Source organism: Pseudomonas sp. AC083, assembly GCF_979253165.1.
This window is the reverse complement of record NZ_CEEDDH010000005.1, coordinates 81,333-98,270: the sequence shown is the minus strand read 5'-3', so window position 1 is coordinate 98,270 and position 16,938 is coordinate 81,333. Positions and strand designations below refer to the sequence as shown.

Genomic DNA, 16,938 nt, shown 5'->3' with positions numbered 1-16,938 from the left:
AATGCATTTCCCGGATATTTTTTATGTGAAAAATGCATATCGACTTGCGCCAATTGCGTCACTTCATCGCTCTGGTTGAGCAACGCAGCTTCGTCGCTGGCGCGCAGGCGGTGAACCTGTCGCAGTCGGCATTCAGCCGCAGCATCCAAGCACTGGAACACAGCGTCGGCTGCCAGTTGGTCGACCGTGGGCGCAAGGAATTGCCGCCTACCAAACAGGGCCAGGTGCTGCTCGAACATGCGCGGCGACTGGTCAGCGGTGCACAGCAGATGGCCAACGAGATCAGCCAGTTCAATGGCCTCGAGGCCGGGGAATTACGCTTTGGTTGCGGGCCGGCGCCGGCGGCCGGATTGATCCCGCGCGCGATCGGCGCGTTCATCGGCCGCTACCCGAAAGCGCGGGTGCAGTTTCAGGTCGATGACTGGCAGAGCCTGAGCAAACGCCTGCTCAGCGAAGAGTTCGAATTCTTCGTCGCCGATACCCGACAATTCGAGGCCGACCCGGATTACCAGACCTACCGCTTGCGGGCACGCAAATGGCATTTCTGCTGCCGCGCCGGGCATCCCCTGACGGCGTTTGAACGCATCACTGCCGAGCAATTGCTGAGTTATCCACTGGCGGTCAGCATCCGCCCGCCGAACCTGCGCAAAGTCATCGTCGACCTCAGCGGTCGTCCGGATTTCACCCCGAATGTGGAATGCGAAAACGGCTCGAGTCTATTGAGTGTGGTGTTGCGCTCGGAGGCGATCGGAATTGTCGGCGCGTATTCCGATGCGCTGCATCTGGCCAAGGGTGAGCTGGTCTGTTTGAAGATCGAAGGCCTGGCCGATGATCTGGAGGAGCTGTACACCCGCTACGGCATCGTCAGCCGCGCCGGGTATCGCTTATCGCCACTGGCCGAAGCGATGATCGAACAGATCAAGGCGATCGATTCGGTGGATGAAGAGTTGTGTTCGCTGGAGAATTTCGCGGTCTGATCCACTGCTATCGCTGGCAAGCCAGCTCCCACATGATTTGCGCCGCGCACAAATAATGTGAACAACCCCATTACCTGTGGGAGCTGGCTTGCCAGCGATAGCGGCAGTGCAGGCACCAATGCATTCCCTGCATAAAACTCATTCCCCAAATGCACTTGCCGAACACCCCACGCGACAGCGAAAACCCTCACCTGTCCCACTGACCGGTGAACTCCATGCCCACTCCTCCCAACCCCGTGCGCAACGTGCTGTACATCATGTGCGATCAACTGCGCCGCGATTACCTGTCCTGCTACGGCCACCCGCATCTGCATACACCGAATATCGATCGCCTCGCAGCTCAAGGGGTGCGTTTCAGCCGCGCCTACACCCAAGGCACGATCTGCGGCCCGTCGCGGATGTCGGCCTACACCGGGCGCTATGTCAGCAGCCATCAAGTGGCCTGGAACGGGGTGCCGTTGCCGCTGGATGAGTTGACGATCGGCGATTACCTGCGACCTCACGGCATCCGCACCGCGCTGGTCGGCAAGACTCATGCGACGGCCAATGTCGACGCCTTGCAGCGCCTGGCGATCAACCCGCAAAGCGCGCAAGCCGAGTTGCTCAATGAGGTCGGCTTCGAACCGTACCTGCGCCACGACGGTATCTACCCCGACGATCCGTCATTCGACGACAAGCGCGAATCCGCGCCCTATACCCAATACCTGCGCGCGCAGGGCTTCGATGGCAAGAATCCCTGGCACGACTGGGCGAATGCCGCCGAAGGCGAGAACGGTGAAATCCTCAGCGGCTGGAAAATGCGTCATGCGAATTTGCCAGCACGAATTCCCGAGCAACACTCAGAGACTGTCTACACTACAAATCGCGCCATCGACTTCATCACCGAGCAAGGCGAGAAATCCTGGTGTTTACACCTCTCGTACATCAAACCGCACTGGCCCTACATCGTACCGGCACCGTACCACGCCTTGTACAGTACGAAATCGATTCTCGAAGCGGTCCGCGCGACGCCCTCCGCAGCCAGCAAACACCCCGTATACACTGCCTTTCGCCAGCATGAGGAAAGCCTCAACTTCTCCCGCGACTCAGTACGATTGAATGTAATCCCCACCTATATGGGCCTGATCAAGCAAGTGGATGATCAGTTGGGGCGGCTGTTCGATTTTCTGCAGAGCAACGGGCGTTGGGATGACACGTTGATCGTGTTCACCAGCGATCACGGCGATTTCCTTGGCGATCATTGGCTCGGTGAGAAGGAGTTTTTGCTCGAGCAGGCGGTGGGCGTGCCGTTGATCGTGCGCGACCCTCGGGCGGCGGCGGATGTCACTCGCGGCACTGTCGATGAGCGGCTCGCGGAAACCATCGATGCGCTGCCGACGTTTCTTCAAGCGTTGGGATTAGCGGGCGCGGAACACCGGCTGGAAGGGCGTTCCTTGATCCCGCTGCTGCACGGGGAAAATCCCGATTGGCGCCGCTATGCGATCAGCGAATACGACTACGCCTTCCAGGCACCGGCGCGGGAACGCCTCGGCCAGCCGATCGACCGGTGCCGCATGACCATGGTGCGCAGCGAGCGCTGGAAATACCTGGCGTACGACGGGTTTAGACCGCAGTTGTTTGATCTGTTGAATGATCCGCAGGAGCTGAATGATCTGGGTGAGGATCCGGCGTACGCGGCGGTGCGCGAGGAGCATGCGGGGTATCTGTTTGAATGGGTACGCGCACTGAAGCGGCGGACGACGATCAGCCATCCGGAGATCGATTTGCGCGGGCAGCGGTTTCGTTATGGCGAGCCGGAAACCGAGAAGGTTGTTCAGATCGGAGTGTGGTAGCTGTGATCAAATGATCGTTCCCACGCTCCGCGTGGGAATGCAGCCCGGGACGCTCCGCGTCCCAAAACCGGACGCTCCGCGTCCGTTGAGGCATTCCCACGCAGAGCGTGGGAACGATCAATGTGGGAGCGAGCCTGCTCGCGAAGAGGTCCGATCAGACGCCGACGATATCCGCACCCTTGATAGTCTGGCTGCGCTGCCCATTCACCCCCACCGGCACTTCGCCCTTGAGCGTCACCCGGCGCACCACGCGATCCTGGGTGCCGTAATCATCAATCGCGTAATGCTGCGTCGAGCGGTTGTCCCAGATCGCCACATCACCGGCCTGCCAGCGCCAGCGCACGGTGTTTTCCTGGCGGATCACATGGCTCTGCAGCAAGCCGAACAGGTGCGCCGAATCGGCCTGCGAATAACCTTTGATGCGCTTGACGAAATGCCCCAGCAGCAGGCTCTTTTCGCCGCTGATCGGGTGCACGCGCACCACCGGGTGCTCGGTTTCATAAACGGTCGAGGTGAAGACTTTGCGATAGCGCTCCAGCTTCTCCGCCGAGACATCCGGTTTCGCCCCGGCATAGTCGTATTCGTTGCTGTGCACGGCGGTGAGTTTGTCGGCCAGTTCACGCAGCTCGGTCGGCAAGCCGCTGTATGCCGTTGCCGTGTTGGCCCACAGCGTATCGCCGCCGAAGGCCGGGGCGACCACCGAGCGCAGGATCGAGGCTTTCGGGTAGGCGTCGACGAACGTCACGTCGGTGTGCCAGGAGTTGGCGCGCTGACCTTCGGCGCCGTCCAGCTCGAGCAGATAACGGGTGCCCTCGCGCACCGGCACGGTCGGGTGCGCCACCGGCTCGCCGAGCAAATGGGCGAAGGCTTCCTGACGCTGATCGTCGAGCTGCGTCTGCTCGCGGAAGAACAGTACTTTGTATTCGACCAACGCCTGTTGAATCGCTTCGACGGTGGCGGCGTCCAGCTCACCGGACAGGTGCACGCCGCGGATTTCGGCGCCGATACGCCCGGCTACCGGATGAATCTGCAACGCGTGAGAAACGGCTTTTACGGCGAGTGCGGCATTGCTCATGGGAAGACCCTCATCGACTGCTTGCGGTTTTGACGGCAGCGAAACAACGCTCTATCTATATTCCATTTACATCTAATAGATATTCACATGCTTCGTTGACGGAATAAGAGCTTGCATTTAAAACCTCAAGCAACCCTCGTCGCAAATGCCTTCGAGCTATTTTTAGGATGCCGGAAAAGCATATGGATCTTCGCCAGTTGCGCTACTTCATCGCCCTCAACGAACACCGCAGTTTTGTCCGCGCGGCCGACGCCATGGGCATCACTCAACCGGCGTTCAGCCGCAGCATTCAGGGCCTTGAGCAGGAATTCGGCTGCGTGCTGGTCGATCGTGGCAACAAGGATCTGCGCCCGACTCCCGAAGGCCAGGTGGTGCTGCAACACGCCCTGAGCCTGGTGCAGGGTGCGGCATTGCTCAGCGCTGAAGTAACGCAGATGACCAAGCTCGACGCCGGCGAAGTGCACTTCGGCTGCGGTCCGGCGCCAGCGGTGAAACTGGTGCCGGATGCGGTGGCGCAATTCATCAACGCGCACCCGAAAGTGCGCACCTGTTTTCAGGTGGATAACTGGGAAAAACTCAGCCGTGCGCTGAGCCGCGAAGAGATCGAATTCTTCATCGCCGACATCCGCCAGTTCGAATCCGACCCGAATTTCCAGACGCAACCGCTGACGCCCAAGCGCGGCGTATTTTTCTGCCGGCCGGGGCATCCGTTGCTGGCCAAGGAAAGCCTGTCGACCAACGACATGTTCGACTACCCGCTGGCCGCCACACTGATCCCGCCGGGCATTCGCAAGTTGCTGGCGAATCTCAGCGGGCGCATCGATTTCTCACCGACCATCGAGACCGAGCACTTTCCGGCACTGGTCAAAGTGGTGCTGCAATCCAATGCAATCGGCGTCGGCACGGAGGAGGCGTTTATTGAGGATGTCGCCCAGGGTTCGCTGGTGCTGCTGCATTGGCGCAACCTGCCGCAGAACCTCGAAAGCATGAACGCCCGCTGCGGCATCGTCAGCCGCACCGGATTTCGGTTGTCGCCGGCGGCGAGGGCAATGATCGAGACGTTGGTCGCTGTGGATCGGCAGGACGTCAGCGTCGCTGTCTGAAAAACCTTCGTGGCACACGCCGATCGTTCCCACGCTCTGCGTGGGAATGAAACCCGTGACGCTCTGCGTCACAAAGGACGCGGAGCGTCCTCGGCTGCATTCCCACGCGGAGCGTGGGAACGATCTGGAAAGACGCTGGAGATCTAAAGCCTGGCTGCAGAAAGCTCTGGCGCCACCCAATCGCTGACCTTGAACGGCTTGCGGATCAGCTTCTGCTGCGCCGCCAGGTCGACCTTGTCCTGCAGGCCGCTCAAGAACACCGGATCCAGTGTCGACGGGAAAATCTCGCTGAGATTCTGATCCTTCAGATCCTGAGCCAGAATCACCGGCGGATAACTGGCCAGCCCTGATACCAGCTGCACATACGCATCCTTGTTGCTGTCCTGCGTCAGCCACTCGACCGCTTGCTGCTGCGCCTTGAGCAGTTTCGCAATGACCTCAGGATGGGCGTCGACAAACTTGCCATTACCCAGCAACACCGCCTGCACGCTGCCAGCGCCGCCAAGGTCCTTGGTGTTGAGCGGCAATTCCGCCAGGCCTTTGGCTTGCAAGGCACTCAGCGCGGAGCTGCCCCACGAGGCATCGATCTGCTTGGCCGCGAGCGCCGAGACCGCCGCGTTGAAATCCAGATTGATGACCTTCAGATCCTTCTCGCTCAGGCCCTGACTGGCCAGCGCCGCATCGAACGACAGTTGCGTTGCCGTTCCGCGAAAGATCGCCACGCGTTTGCCCTTGAGATCCTGCAGGGTCTTGATTCCCGAGCCGGGCACCACGCCGAGGTATTGCTTGACCCCACGCGCCGTGGCGCTGAGCAGGCGCGTGTCCAGACCATTGGATTTGCCGATGATCGCGGCGAGATCGCCGAGATAGGCCAGATCAACCTGGCCATTGGCAAACGCCTCATTGATCACCGGCCCGGCGCCCTTGAAGAAACTCCACTGGATCTTGATGCCCTGCTCGGCGAAGGCCTTTTCGAAGATCTGCTGATCGCGCAGCACATCGACGATGCCGCCGCCGCTGTGTTGAGTGCCGGCGCTGAGGTCGGGCACGGCGATGCGGATTTCCTTGAGTTCTTCGGCTTGGGCGCTAAGCGCAAGAAAGCCTGCAAGCGCCGGGGCGGCCAGCAGGCTGATGATTCGTTTGAAGGGAAGGTTCATGGGTGCGGCTCCTTGATCGCTGAGGAGCCGAAAGTAGGCTGGATGCATACCTTCACTTAAATACTATAAATGCACATTTTTATATCCATATGACCTAAGTGAGGGCGTGTGCGGCTTGCAGCGCGATATGCATTAACAGCATCGAAAATATTCTTCGAATGCATTGGATGCGCGCAAGCAGGCAAGCCTTAAATGGATTCGCTTATCTCCCGATAGCATCTAACGCAACCCTGTTAGATCAGTTTCATATATGACGAAACCCAATGTGGGAGCGAGCCTGCTCGCGAAGAGGCCATGCCAGCCGCCATTAATGCTGCCTTAAAACAGCCATTTCGCGAGCAGGCTCGCTACCACATGAAAAGCGGTTCGCCATGCAACCCGACAACGGAGGTCACCCATGGCCCGTCAATCTCTGCTCAGCCTGCCGCTGGCCGCGCCGCCGCTGAAAAGCCGTCGCACTTGGCCGAGCCTGAATCAACGCCTGTTGCCCTGGCTGTTGCCCGTCAGCCTGTTCGTCCTGTGGTGGCTGGCCGCGCGCAATCAGTGGATGAGCGAGCAGATCCTGCCGGCGCCATCGCTGGTGTGGAGCAGCGCTGTAGAACTGGCCCAAGGCGAGTTGTGGAGTCATTTGTGGATCAGCCTGCAACGGTTGTTCTGGGGTTTGTTGGCAGGCGTTTCGACCGGCGCGGTGCTTGGCGCCGCACTGGGTTTCAGTCGACGTCTGGAGCGCCTGGTTTTTCCGACATTCGCTGGATTGGCGCAGGTGCCGACGCTGGCGTGGATTCCGCTGTTCATGGTGTTCTTCGGCATCGGCGAACTGCTGAAACTGGTGGTGCTGATCAAGGCCATTGTGGTGCCGGTGACCTTGCACACACTGGTCGGTGTGCGCGATGCGCAACCGAAACTGCGCGAAGCCGCCGCCGTGTTGCGCCTGCCGGCGCATCTGCTGATTCGTCGTCTGGTGCTTCCCGCTGCGCTGCCCGCGTTCATGGCTGGCGTGCGCCTGGCACTCGCCGCCGGCTGGACCTCGTTGCTGGCGGTCGAGCTGCTGGCCTCCAGCGAAGGCATCGGTTATCTGATGGTCTGGGCGCGGCAGTTGTTCATGCTCGACATCGTGTTCGTGTGCATCGTGGTAATCGGTGTGATCGGTGTGGCGATGGATCGCGGCATCGGTCTGCTCGACCGCAGACTGGTGCACTGGCCGCACCCGGCCACCGCGCACATCACACGCGGCCCGCGCTATCAGGGCTGGCAGCGCCTGCAACCGTGGCTGTTGCCGCTGGGCTTGTTGGCGCTTTGGCAAACGGCCAATGATCAGCAGTGGGTCGACGCGAATATTCTGATCAGCCCTGCGGCTGTGCTGAGCACGACATGGGACGGACTGCTCGACGGCACGCTGGTCAACGGCATGGCGCTGAGCCTGAGCCGCACCCTCGGCGGCTTGCTGATCGGTGGCGGCCTCGGTTTCGCCCTGGGCTTGCTCCTCGGCCTGTCGCGTCTCAGCGAACGCCTGCTCGGCCCGACACTCGCCGCACTGCGGCAGATTGCGATTTTCGCCTGGGTGCCACTGCTCACCGCGTGGTTCGGTCTCGGCGAACTGGCCAAGTGGGTGTTCGTCGCTCTCGCCGCCTTCTTCCCGCTGTTCATCGCCACCCAGCGCAGCGTCGCCAACCTCTCGCCGCAACTCAACGAAGCCGCGCAAGTGCTGCGCCTGAGCCTCGGCCAGCGCCTGCGTCGACTGGTCCTGCCCGGTGCTGCGCCGGGGATCTTCGCCGGGCTGCGATTGAGCCTGATCTACGCCTGGCTCGGCACCATCGGCGCTGAATATTTCATGCCGTCCAATGGCGGCATCGGCAGTCAGATGATCGGCGCGCAGCAGCTGCTGCGCATGGATCTGATCATGGCCGGCATGCTGCTGGTCGGCCTCACCGGCGCCCTGCTCAACCTGATCGGCCAACGCCTGGAAATTCGCGCGACCCGCTGGAGACACGCATGAACGCACCGATTGTCAGCTTCAACCACGTAGGCAAATCCTTCGCCGTCAACGGTTTCGAACTGGAGGCGATTCGCGAATTCAATCTCGACATCGCCGAGGGCGAATTCGTCGCCATCGTCGGCTCCAGCGGCTGCGGCAAATCCACTTTGCTGCGTTTGCTGGTCGGCCTCGACACCGAGTTTCGCGGACAGATCAGTGTCGATGGCAAGGCCGTCAGCGGCATCGGCGGCGAGCGCGGTATCGTCTTTCAGGAACATCGTCTGTTTCCGTGGCTGACGGTCGCCGACAACATCGGCCTGGGTCTGGTCAATGAACCGCTGAGCGGAGCGCAGAAACAACAACGCATCAAGGATTTCATCGAGCTGGTCGGCCTCAGCGATTTCACCGCGGCCTATCCGCATCAACTCTCCGGCGGCATGGCGCAACGCGTGGCGATCGCGCGCGGCCTCGTCGCCAGCCCGCGAATCCTGTTGCTCGACGAACCCTTCGGCGCCCTCGACGCACTGACCCGCCAGCAAATGCAGGACGAGCTGCTGGCGATCCGCGAGCGGGCACAGATCACCACGATTCTGGTGACCCACGATGTCGAGGAAGCGATTTTTCTGGCCGACCGCGTGGTGGTGATGGAGCCGCGTCCGGGGCGGATCAAGCAAGTGGTCGACATCGCCCTGCCGCACCCGCGCCAACGCAGCGGTTACGACTTTCATCAGCTGCGTGAAGAACTGCTGCACGAGCTGACCAGTGATGACCATTACCAACCGAGCGCAGCGGTGCAGATCCGCGATCTGCCGCTGACGTTCATTGCCTGCTGAACAGGAGTTTCGCGATGCCGCAACGTCCCAACTTTCTAGTGATTCTGGCCGACGACCTAGGCTTTTCCGACATCGGTGCGTTCGGCGGCGAAATCGCTACGCCGAACCTCGATGCGCTGGCCGAGAACGGCCTGCGCCTGACCGATTTCCACACCGCACCGACCTGCTCGCCGACGCGCTCGATGCTGCTGACCGGCACCGATCACCACATCGCCGGTATTGGCACCATGGCCGAAGCGTTGACCCCGGAACTGATCGGCAAACCCGGTTACGAGGGCTACCTCAACGACCGCGTCGTCGCGCTGCCTGAGCTGCTGCGTGAGGCTGGTTACCAAACTTTGATGAGTGGTAAATGGCATCTCGGTCTTAAGGCCGAACTGGCGCCCCATGCGCGCGGTTTCGAGCGCTCGTTTTCACTGTTGCCGGGCGCTGCCAACCACTATGGTTTCGAGCCGACCTACGATGAGCAAACGCCGGGCCTGCTGAAATCCACCCCGGCGCTGTACATCGAGGACGATCAGTTTGTTGACGAGTTGCCGAAGGATTTCTATTCCTCCGATGCCTTCGGCGACAAGCTGCTGCAGTACCTCAAGGAACGCGATCAGACCCGGCCGTTCTTCGCTTACCTGCCCTTCTCCGCGCCGCACTGGCCGCTGCAGGCACCGGCCGAGATCGTCGAGAAATACCGTGGCCGCTACGACGCTGGCCCGCAAGTGCTGCGCCTCGAACGCCTGGAAAAACTCAAGGCACTGGGTCTGATCGAGGCAGACGTCGAACCGCACCCGCTGATTCAGCTCAGCGCGCAGTGGGACGCGTTGAGCGATGAACAAAAGCAGATTTCCGCACGAGCCATGGAGGTCTACGCGGCGATGGTCGAGCGCATGGACTGGAACATCGGCCGGGTCGTCGATTACCTGCGCCAGCAGGGACAGCTCGACAACACCTTCATCCTGTTCATGTCCGACAACGGTGCCGAAGGCGCGCTGCTGGAAGCGTTCCCCAAGTTCGGCCCGGAGCTGATGACCTACCTCAACCAGCATTACGACAACAGCCTCGACAACATCGGCCGGGCCAATTCCTACGTCTGGTACGGGCCGAACTGGGCGCAAGTGGCAACCGCGCCGTCACGCTTGTTCAAGGCTTTCACCACCGAGGGCGGGATCCGCGTGCCGGCGCTGCTGCACTATCCACAATTGCCGCTGAAAGGGCAGATCAGCCATGGTTTCGGCACGGTGATGGACATCACCCCGACCATTCTCGATCTGGCTGGCGTGCGGCATCCGGGCAAACAGTGGAAAGGCAAAGCCGTGGCGCCACTGCGCGGCAAGTCGTGGCTGGGCTTCCTGTCCGGCGAGACCGCGCAGGTGCATGACGAGCATACGGTCACCGGTTGGGAATTGTTCGGACGCCGGGCGATTCGCCAAGGGTCGTGGAAGGCGGTGTGGATTCCCGGACCGGTCGGGCCAGCGACCTGGCAGCTTTATGATCTGGCGAGCGATTCAGGGGAGATTCATGATCTGGCGTTGAGTCAGCCGCAGAAACTCACTGACTTGATCGGGCATTGGCAGCGGTATGTGGAAGAGACCGGAGTGATCCTCAGTGCTTCGCCGTTTCAGCCGGATTGATAGGGTCTGACAGATCGTATTCGCGAGCAGGCTCGCTCCCACAGGAAACCGGATTCCAACTGTGGGAGCGAGCCTGCTCGCGAAGGGGCCTTTGAGCACAACCCATCAAGCCCGGGCTGAACTCACCTCTTCATTGACCATCTCAGCCGGACGCACAAACCGGTTCGCCCGACCAAACGTGCCGAAATCATTGAAGCGCACACCCATCTCGCGCATCACCTTGTGCGCCACCGGCACGGTCATCTGACGAATGTAAAACGGCTCCTTGACCACGAAATGATGAATCCCGTGACTGCTGCCGAAGTTGAAGCAGAACGCTTGCAACGGCCACAGCCACCACGGGTTCAGCACCTGGCATTGCTGCAGCACATTGCCCGGTTCGACGTCGCCGTAGTAATGCATGTTCGAGCTGATGAAGTGCAGGCAAAAAGTGCGCAACACATTCGGGCCGATGATCACTACGGCGGCGATATCGATCACCTGCATCACCGAAAGCGTGGTGGCCGACCACTCGATGGACGAGCCGAGCAAATGCGCAATGCCATCGGCCGCGTGAAAGCCGAGAAACACATACCACGCGCCCCAATGCAGCAGCGCCAGCGGTGCGTAGACCTTGAGCACGCGTTTGCCGATGCCCCACTTGTGTGCCCAGGTCCTGGCGCGGAGCAGGCGGATAAACGCCGACATCAGGTTGTCGCCAACCATCAGCAGACGGGCAAAACCCCACGGCTCGCCGTTGGTGATTGCGCGCTCTTCCATGTCGGCTTCAGTGCCGGAAACCTTGTGATGGTTGAGGTGCAGGTGGCGACGGATCCACGGGTTGATCGTGCTCGGCCGCGCCAGCCAGACCAGGCCCATCATCAGGTTGTGCGGTACGCGCTGTTTGCGGAAGTACATGCTGTGGATCAGGTCGTGTTCCAGCTCATGGGTCAGCGAGGCGAAAAAAGCATTGAACAGCAGGCACACCCACCAGGCCATATGGCCAGTGATGTACAGCGCCGCCGAGCCGATCATCCCGGCCAGCGCGAACGCCAGAATCCCCGCACCGAGGGCATCCTGATGCCGAAAAATCGGGTAGCGCTCACGTAATTGCACGCCTTTGGCCAACACCACTTGGCGAATATGTGCCGAGCGCTGCGCCGCATTCAGTCGTTCAGGGCTTGCAGAAGTACCGTCCATGCTTCCATCCTCGGGTCTAAGATGAATGCATCGTGCCTTGCCGGGGTTCGATCCGCGCTAGCCAAAAACGCCAACCTGTTGACCGGACGCGCCAATTCGCATGAAGGAACCGACCTCCCTCGCCAGCTGGACCCGCGCCTTGCGCAAACAACTCGACGCGCTCGGGCTGGACAGCCTTGCCTTGTGCCAACAGGCCGGGCTCGACCCAGCGCTGATGGACGACCCCAATGCGCGCTATCCGCTGTCCGGTACCACGCGCCTGTGGGCACTCGCCGTGCAGGCCAGCGGCGACCCGGCGCTGGGCTTGCGCGTGTCGCGTTTCGTCAGCCCGACCACCTTCCACGCGCTTGGTTATGCACTGGTGGCCAGCGGCAGCTTGCGCGAGGTGTTCGAGCGCATCGTGCGCTATCACCCGGTGGTCAGCGATGCGCTGGAACTGGAGCTGAGCCGCAGCGAAGACCGCTATCAATTCCGCCTGAAAATTCCGCCCGGCAACCCGGCGCCGGCCGTCGAAGCCATTGACGCCTTCGCGGCGATCTACGTGCGCACCTGCCGCAATCGCCTCGGCCGTGACTACGCACCGCTGGCGGTGTACTTGCGCCGCCCCGAACCGAGCGATGCCCAGCAATGGCACAAAGTCTTCCGCGCGCCGGTGTATTTTTCCGCCGCCGAAGACCGCCTGGAATTCGCCCTCAGCGACTTCGACAGCCACCTTGACGACGCCAACCCGGAACTGGCCGAACACAACGAAGCCGTACTCAAACGCACCCTCGCCCAGCTCAAACCGCTGACCTGGGAGCGCAAGGTGCGCGATGCCATTGAAGAACAATTGCCCGAAGGCGAACCGAGCGCCGAGCGCATCGCCCAGGCCTTGCACCTGAGCCTGCGCAGCCTGCAGCGGCATCTGGCGGATGAGGGCTGTCGCTTCGACACCCTGCTCAACGAAAGCCGCGAAAATCTCGCGCTGCTGCACCTTCGTGACCCGCAGTGCTCGTTGAGTGAAGTCAGCTATCTGCTCGGGTTCGCCGACACCAGCAGCTTCAGCCGCGCGTTCAAGCGCTGGACAGGGATGACGCCGGGGCAGTTTCGCGATGGGTTGCGCTGATCCGAAATCACCATTGTGTGATCCAGCGCCTTCGCGAGCAGGCTCGCTCCCACAGTTGGAATGCGTTTCCTTGTGGGAGCGAGCCTGCTCGCGAAGAGGCCGTCAGACCACCACAAACCCCAGCTCAAAAACAGTGCCGTCGGCGTCACTCCTCACCCGCACCCGCCCGCCATGCAACTGCATGATCGACTGCACGATCGCCAACCCCAGCCCACCCGAATCCCCCGGCTCCGCCCTTGAGGGGTCGACGCGGTAGAAACGATCGAACAGTTTGCCGAGATGCTCAGGCGCGATGACCGGGCCGTGGTTGTGCACCTGCAGCCAGCACATACCCGGTTCATCACGGCGTTGCAGGCTGATCAGGGTGCCGGGGTCGGCGTGGCGTACGGCGTTGGCCAGCAGGTTGCCGAGGGCGCGTTGCAGCAGTTGCTGGTCGGCGAGCAGTTCGCCGTGCATGCGGTTTTGCAGCTTGAGATTACGATCATCGGCCAGGGCTTCGAAGTAATCGCAGAGTTCGTCGCCGGCATTGTGCAAGTCCAGTGTTTGCAGATTGAGCGCACGTTCGGCCTGTTCGGCGCGGGCGAGGAACATCAGGTTCTCGGCCATGCGCTTGAGCCGTTCGAACTCTTCCATGTTCGAGGCCAGCACTTCCTGATATTCGGCCGTGCTGCGCGGATGGTTCAGCGCCTGGCCGTTGCTGGCGAGCAAGGTGTGCAGCGGCGTGCGGATTTCGTGGGCAAGGTCGGCGGAGAACTGCGACAGGCGCTGCACGCTGTCGTCCAGCCGCGCCAGCATGGTGTTGAGCGCGTGCACCGGTTCGCGCAGTTCGCTCGGCGTGCCGTCGACCGGCAGGCGTCGATCGAGGCTGCGCAGATCGATACTGCGCACCGCTTCGCTCAACTGATGCAAGGGCTGCAAGCCACGCCGCAGCAACAGCAGGCCCAGAGCGAAAGCGAGCAACGCGCCGAGGCCGACGGACAGATACAGACGCAGGCGATAACTGCCGAGCATCTGCTCGCGCTCGCTGAGCACTTTGCCGGCGATCACCGTGAGGTTTTCACCGTTGGGGCCTTGCGCCTGGCCGGACAGCAAGGCCAGCTCGGCGCCGTCACTGGCCTGCCAGGTGAGCACGTCACGGCGCTGCGGCATTTGCTCTCGCGGTAATGCACTGAGCGCCGGCAACTCACGCTGGCGCGGGTTGATCGCGATCACGCTGGAGCCGTCGGCCCGGCGCACCAGCAGCAGACTGTCGAGATTACCGAGCATGTTCTGATACAACCGTGGCCGCGCCTGCAAAGCGTCGAGGCTGTCGCTGTCGGCGAGCAAGGCGCGTACTTGCTCGAGGCGACCGAGCAGGGCCATGTCGTCACGAAAGGCCAGTTCCGAGGCCAGCGAGCGGTAGAGAAACACGCCGATTGCGCTCAGCACCAGCGCGCAGACCATGGCGAAGGCCAGCGCCAATCGCCAGGCGATCGACTTACTCCACATCGTCCGGCGCTTCCAGTTGATAACCGACGCCGCGCACGGTGTGGATAAGTTTCGGCATGTACGGATCGTCAACCTTGGCACGCAGGCGACGCACGGCGACCTCGACCATGTTGGTGTCGCTGTCGAAATTCAGGTTCCACACCTGCGAAGCGATCAGCGTGCGCGACAGCACTTCGCCCTGGCGGCTGGCGAGCAGCTGCAAGAGGGCGAACTCCTTGTTGGTCAGGGCAATGCGCTGGCCGCCGCGACTGACGCGGCGGCGCAGCACGTCGATTTCCAGGTCGGCGATGCTGTACGACTCGGCTTCGCGCATCGGCCCGCGTCGCAGCAGCGTGCGCACGCGCGCGAGCAGTTCGGCGAAGGCGAAGGGTTTGAGCAGGTAGTCATCGGCGCCCAGTTCGAGCCCACGGACGCGGTCTTCGATGGCGTCCTTGGCGGTGAGAAACAGCACCGGTGTGGCGCCGCGCTGGCGGATCAGTTGCAGCAATTGCCAGCCGTTCAGACCGGGCAGCATTACGTCGAGGATGATCAGGTCATATTCCTGCTGCTCGATAAAATAGCGGCCGTCGAGGCCATTGAGCGCCACATCCACGGCAAAACCCGACTCGCCCAGGCCCTTGGCGAGGAAATTGGCGGTTTTGGCTTCATCTTCTACGACCAGCAAACGCATGGCACACCTCGATTGATCAGGCACACAGGCTAGGCGTGTTCGGCGCCTTTGCCCATTACAAACTTGTAATGCGCCTGACGGGGTTCTGACGAAGTGCGCCGGTTAAGGTGCAGACCTTCCCATTCGGAGCCTGCACATGACCGTCAAATACCTTGTCGCCAGCCTGATCCTCGGCCTCAGCGGCGTTGCCAGCGCCACGCCAGAACTGCCGCGCCACGCCGATCTCGACCTGAAAACCGCACGCTGGCTGGCGGACAAGGCGATGAGCAGTTGCACCGGCACGGTGTCGGTACTCGACCGTGGCGGCAACCTGCTGGTGACTCTGCGTGGTGACGGCGTTGGCCCGCACAACACCGCCGCCAGCCAGCGCAAGGCCTACACCGCGCTGTCGACCAAGACGCCGACGCGGCTGTTCGCCGAGCGCGCCCGCAGCAACCCGGAAACCGCCAACCTCAACACCCTCGATGAATTGCTCTTGCTCGGCGGCGGCATTCCGCTGTTCGCCGGCAGCGAACTGGTCGGCGCCATGGGCGTGGCCGGTTCCGGCGGCGGTGAACAAGACGAAAACTGCGCCCGCGCCGCCGCCGACAAAGCCGGCCTGACCATCACCCGTTCCCACTAAGGAGATCCACCATGACCACCCTGCGCATGACTCTCGCCGCGCTCGGCCTGAGCGCTGTTTCCAGCCTGGCGCTGGCCGCCGGCAATCCGCTGAGCGTGCACGTGCTCAACCTGGAAAACGGCCTGCCGTCACCGGGCATCAACGTCACCCTGGAAAAACACGTCGGCGAAAACTGGCAGCCACTGGCCCAAGGCACCACCAACGAACAAGGGCGGATTGCCGAACTGTTCCCGGCCAAACAGCCTTTTGAAGCAGGCGAATACCGCGTGGTGTTCAAGACTGGCGAGTACTACCAGAAGATCAAGCACGAGACGTTCTTCCCGGAAATTCCGGTGATCTTCCAGGTCAAGCAGACCGATCAGCACTACCACATCCCGCTGCTGCTGAGCCCGTACGGTTTCTCGACCTATCGCGGCTCGTAATCCAAACGCAGATCCTTCGTAGGAGTGAGCCTTTGTGGTGAGGGGATTTATCCCCGCTGGAGTGCGCAGCAGTCCCTTTTTCAGGGCCGCTTCGCGCCCCAGCGGGGATAAATCCCCTCGCCACAGGTGCCAGTTCCGACATTGGATCGGTTTCAGTTTTCAGATCGTGGCCAAGGCACGCAATCTCACCGCATCGAGAATTTCGATTTCGCCGTATGCGAGCCCGATAATCCCCTGCCCCTGCAGATCCTTGAGGATCTGATTGGTGGTCTGCCGCGACAGCGACAGCATCGCCGCCAATTGCTCCTGCGGCAGTTGCAGCACCCGACGCGGTGCGTCGAGTTCGCCGTAGCCTTCGGCGATCATCAGCAAGCGATGCGCCAGACGCGCTGGTGCCGGCAGCAAACTCAACTGCTCCAGATTGATGAACGCCAGGCGCAATTTGTGGCTCATCAACAGCGCCAGATGCCGCCAGTACTGCGGCTGTTCGTCGAGCAATTTGAGTATCGTCGCCTGCGGGATATTCAGCAAGGTACACGGCCCGACCGCATAGGCGTCATGGGTGCGTGGCTGACCGTCGAACAGGCAGATTTCGCCGAACCAGTGCGGCGCCTCCACCAGACTCAGCAAGGCCTCCTTGCCCTGCTCGCTGACCGCGCCGATTCGCACGGCGCCATCGAGCACTGCATACAGACCGCACGGCGCATCGCCACGCTGGAACAGTCGTTGTCCCGCCGTCAGCCGCCGCTCCCGGGCCAGCGCCAGCAGGCTATCCTGCAAAGATGCAGGCAGATGACTGAACCACTGGCCGCTGAGCAACCGTGCACGAATTTGCATAACCACTCCTGGAGTGTCGCCTGCCCGACAGAGCGAAC

The 16,938-nt window shown here is 61.7% G+C and carries 15 protein-coding genes; 9 read left to right on the top strand and 6 right to left on the bottom strand.

Annotated elements, in window-relative coordinates:
• The first annotated feature begins 32 nt into the window (after positions 1-32).
• Both AC0IXA_RS10765 and AC0IXA_RS10760 read left to right on the top strand, forming a co-directional pair.
• Positions 33-977 carry a LysR family transcriptional regulator gene (locus AC0IXA_RS10765; RefSeq protein ID WP_471812991.1) on the top strand — a complete coding sequence of 315 codons (945 nt, stop codon included), beginning with the start codon at positions 33-35 and terminating at the stop codon, positions 975-977.
• A gap of 215 nt (positions 978-1,192) precedes the next feature.
• Entirely contained in the window at positions 1,193-2,809 is a 1,617-nt protein-coding gene (locus AC0IXA_RS10760; RefSeq protein ID WP_471812989.1) for an alkaline phosphatase family protein, read from the top strand.
• Between the two features lie 154 nt (positions 2,810-2,963).
• Here the strand turns inward: AC0IXA_RS10760 and AC0IXA_RS10755 are convergent, their stop codons facing one another.
• A complete protein-coding gene (locus AC0IXA_RS10755; protein WP_341638341.1) occupies positions 2,964-3,884 on the bottom strand; it encodes a TauD/TfdA dioxygenase family protein in 921 nt (306 codons plus the stop codon).
• A gap of 182 nt (positions 3,885-4,066) precedes the next feature.
• Here AC0IXA_RS10755 and AC0IXA_RS10750 point away from each other — a divergent pair, with 182 nt between their 5' ends.
• On the top strand, positions 4,067-4,987 hold the full coding sequence (locus AC0IXA_RS10750) for a LysR family transcriptional regulator (protein ID WP_341638340.1): 921 nt from the start codon (positions 4,067-4,069) through the stop codon (positions 4,985-4,987).
• Positions 4,988-5,130: 143 nt separating this feature from the next.
• Here the strand turns inward: AC0IXA_RS10750 and AC0IXA_RS10745 are convergent, their stop codons facing one another.
• Complete coding sequence (locus tag AC0IXA_RS10745) at positions 5,131-6,144, bottom strand: ABC transporter substrate-binding protein (RefSeq protein ID WP_471812987.1); 1,014 nt, start codon at positions 6,142-6,144, stop codon at positions 5,131-5,133.
• A gap of 397 nt (positions 6,145-6,541) precedes the next feature.
• Between AC0IXA_RS10745 and AC0IXA_RS10740 the strand changes: the two genes are divergently transcribed.
• From AC0IXA_RS10740 to AC0IXA_RS10730, 3 genes are read left to right on the top strand one after another with little or no spacing between them, the layout of a single operon-like run.
• Positions 6,542-8,140, top strand: coding sequence for an ABC transporter permease (locus AC0IXA_RS10740; protein ID WP_471812985.1), 1,599 nt, complete (start codon positions 6,542-6,544; stop codon positions 8,138-8,140).
• A complete protein-coding gene (locus AC0IXA_RS10735) occupies positions 8,137-8,952 on the top strand; it encodes an ABC transporter ATP-binding protein (protein ID WP_471812983.1) in 816 nt (271 codons plus the stop codon). The genes AC0IXA_RS10740 and AC0IXA_RS10735 overlap by 4 nt, the downstream gene beginning before the upstream one ends.
• Positions 8,953-8,966: 14 nt before the next feature.
• Positions 8,967-10,577 carry an arylsulfatase gene (locus tag AC0IXA_RS10730; RefSeq protein WP_471812981.1) on the top strand — a complete coding sequence of 537 codons (1,611 nt, stop codon included), beginning with the start codon at positions 8,967-8,969 and terminating at the stop codon, positions 10,575-10,577.
• A gap of 105 nt (positions 10,578-10,682) precedes the next feature.
• Here AC0IXA_RS10730 and AC0IXA_RS10725 read toward each other — a convergent pair whose 3' ends face one another.
• Positions 10,683-11,756 (bottom strand): fatty acid desaturase, encoded by a 1,074-nt coding sequence (locus tag AC0IXA_RS10725; RefSeq protein WP_471812979.1) that lies wholly within the window; start codon positions 11,754-11,756, stop codon positions 10,683-10,685.
• Positions 11,757-11,856: 100 nt separating this feature from the next.
• Between AC0IXA_RS10725 and AC0IXA_RS10720 the strand changes: the two genes are divergently transcribed.
• The gene (locus AC0IXA_RS10720) at positions 11,857-12,861 is read left to right on the top strand and encodes an AraC family transcriptional regulator (protein ID WP_471812977.1); all 1,005 of its coding nucleotides are present in this window, start codon (positions 11,857-11,859) and stop codon (positions 12,859-12,861) included.
• A gap of 102 nt (positions 12,862-12,963) precedes the next feature.
• Here AC0IXA_RS10720 and AC0IXA_RS10715 read toward each other — a convergent pair whose 3' ends face one another.
• Both AC0IXA_RS10715 and AC0IXA_RS10710 read right to left on the bottom strand, forming a co-directional pair.
• Positions 12,964-14,349, bottom strand: a complete 1,386-nt coding sequence (locus tag AC0IXA_RS10715) for a heavy metal sensor histidine kinase (protein ID WP_471812975.1) — start codon at positions 14,347-14,349, stop codon at positions 12,964-12,966.
• On the bottom strand, positions 14,339-15,019 hold the full coding sequence (locus tag AC0IXA_RS10710) for a heavy metal response regulator transcription factor (RefSeq protein WP_041477440.1): 681 nt from the start codon (positions 15,017-15,019) through the stop codon (positions 14,339-14,341). The genes AC0IXA_RS10715 and AC0IXA_RS10710 overlap by 11 nt, the downstream gene beginning before the upstream one ends.
• Positions 15,020-15,155: 136 nt before the next feature.
• Here AC0IXA_RS10710 and AC0IXA_RS10705 point away from each other — a divergent pair, with 136 nt between their 5' ends.
• The gene (locus AC0IXA_RS10705) at positions 15,156-15,641 is read left to right on the top strand and encodes a GlcG/HbpS family heme-binding protein (RefSeq protein ID WP_129998376.1); all 486 of its coding nucleotides are present in this window, start codon (positions 15,156-15,158) and stop codon (positions 15,639-15,641) included.
• Between the two features lie 11 nt (positions 15,642-15,652).
• Complete coding sequence (gene uraH / locus AC0IXA_RS10700; RefSeq protein ID WP_042610175.1) at positions 15,653-16,063, top strand: hydroxyisourate hydrolase; 411 nt, start codon at positions 15,653-15,655, stop codon at positions 16,061-16,063.
• A 159-nt stretch (positions 16,064-16,222) separates the two neighbouring features.
• Here the strand turns inward: uraH and AC0IXA_RS10695 are convergent, their stop codons facing one another.
• The gene (locus AC0IXA_RS10695; RefSeq protein WP_471812973.1) at positions 16,223-16,900 is read right to left on the bottom strand and encodes a Crp/Fnr family transcriptional regulator; all 678 of its coding nucleotides are present in this window, start codon (positions 16,898-16,900) and stop codon (positions 16,223-16,225) included.
• Positions 16,901-16,938: the final 38 nt, after the last annotated feature.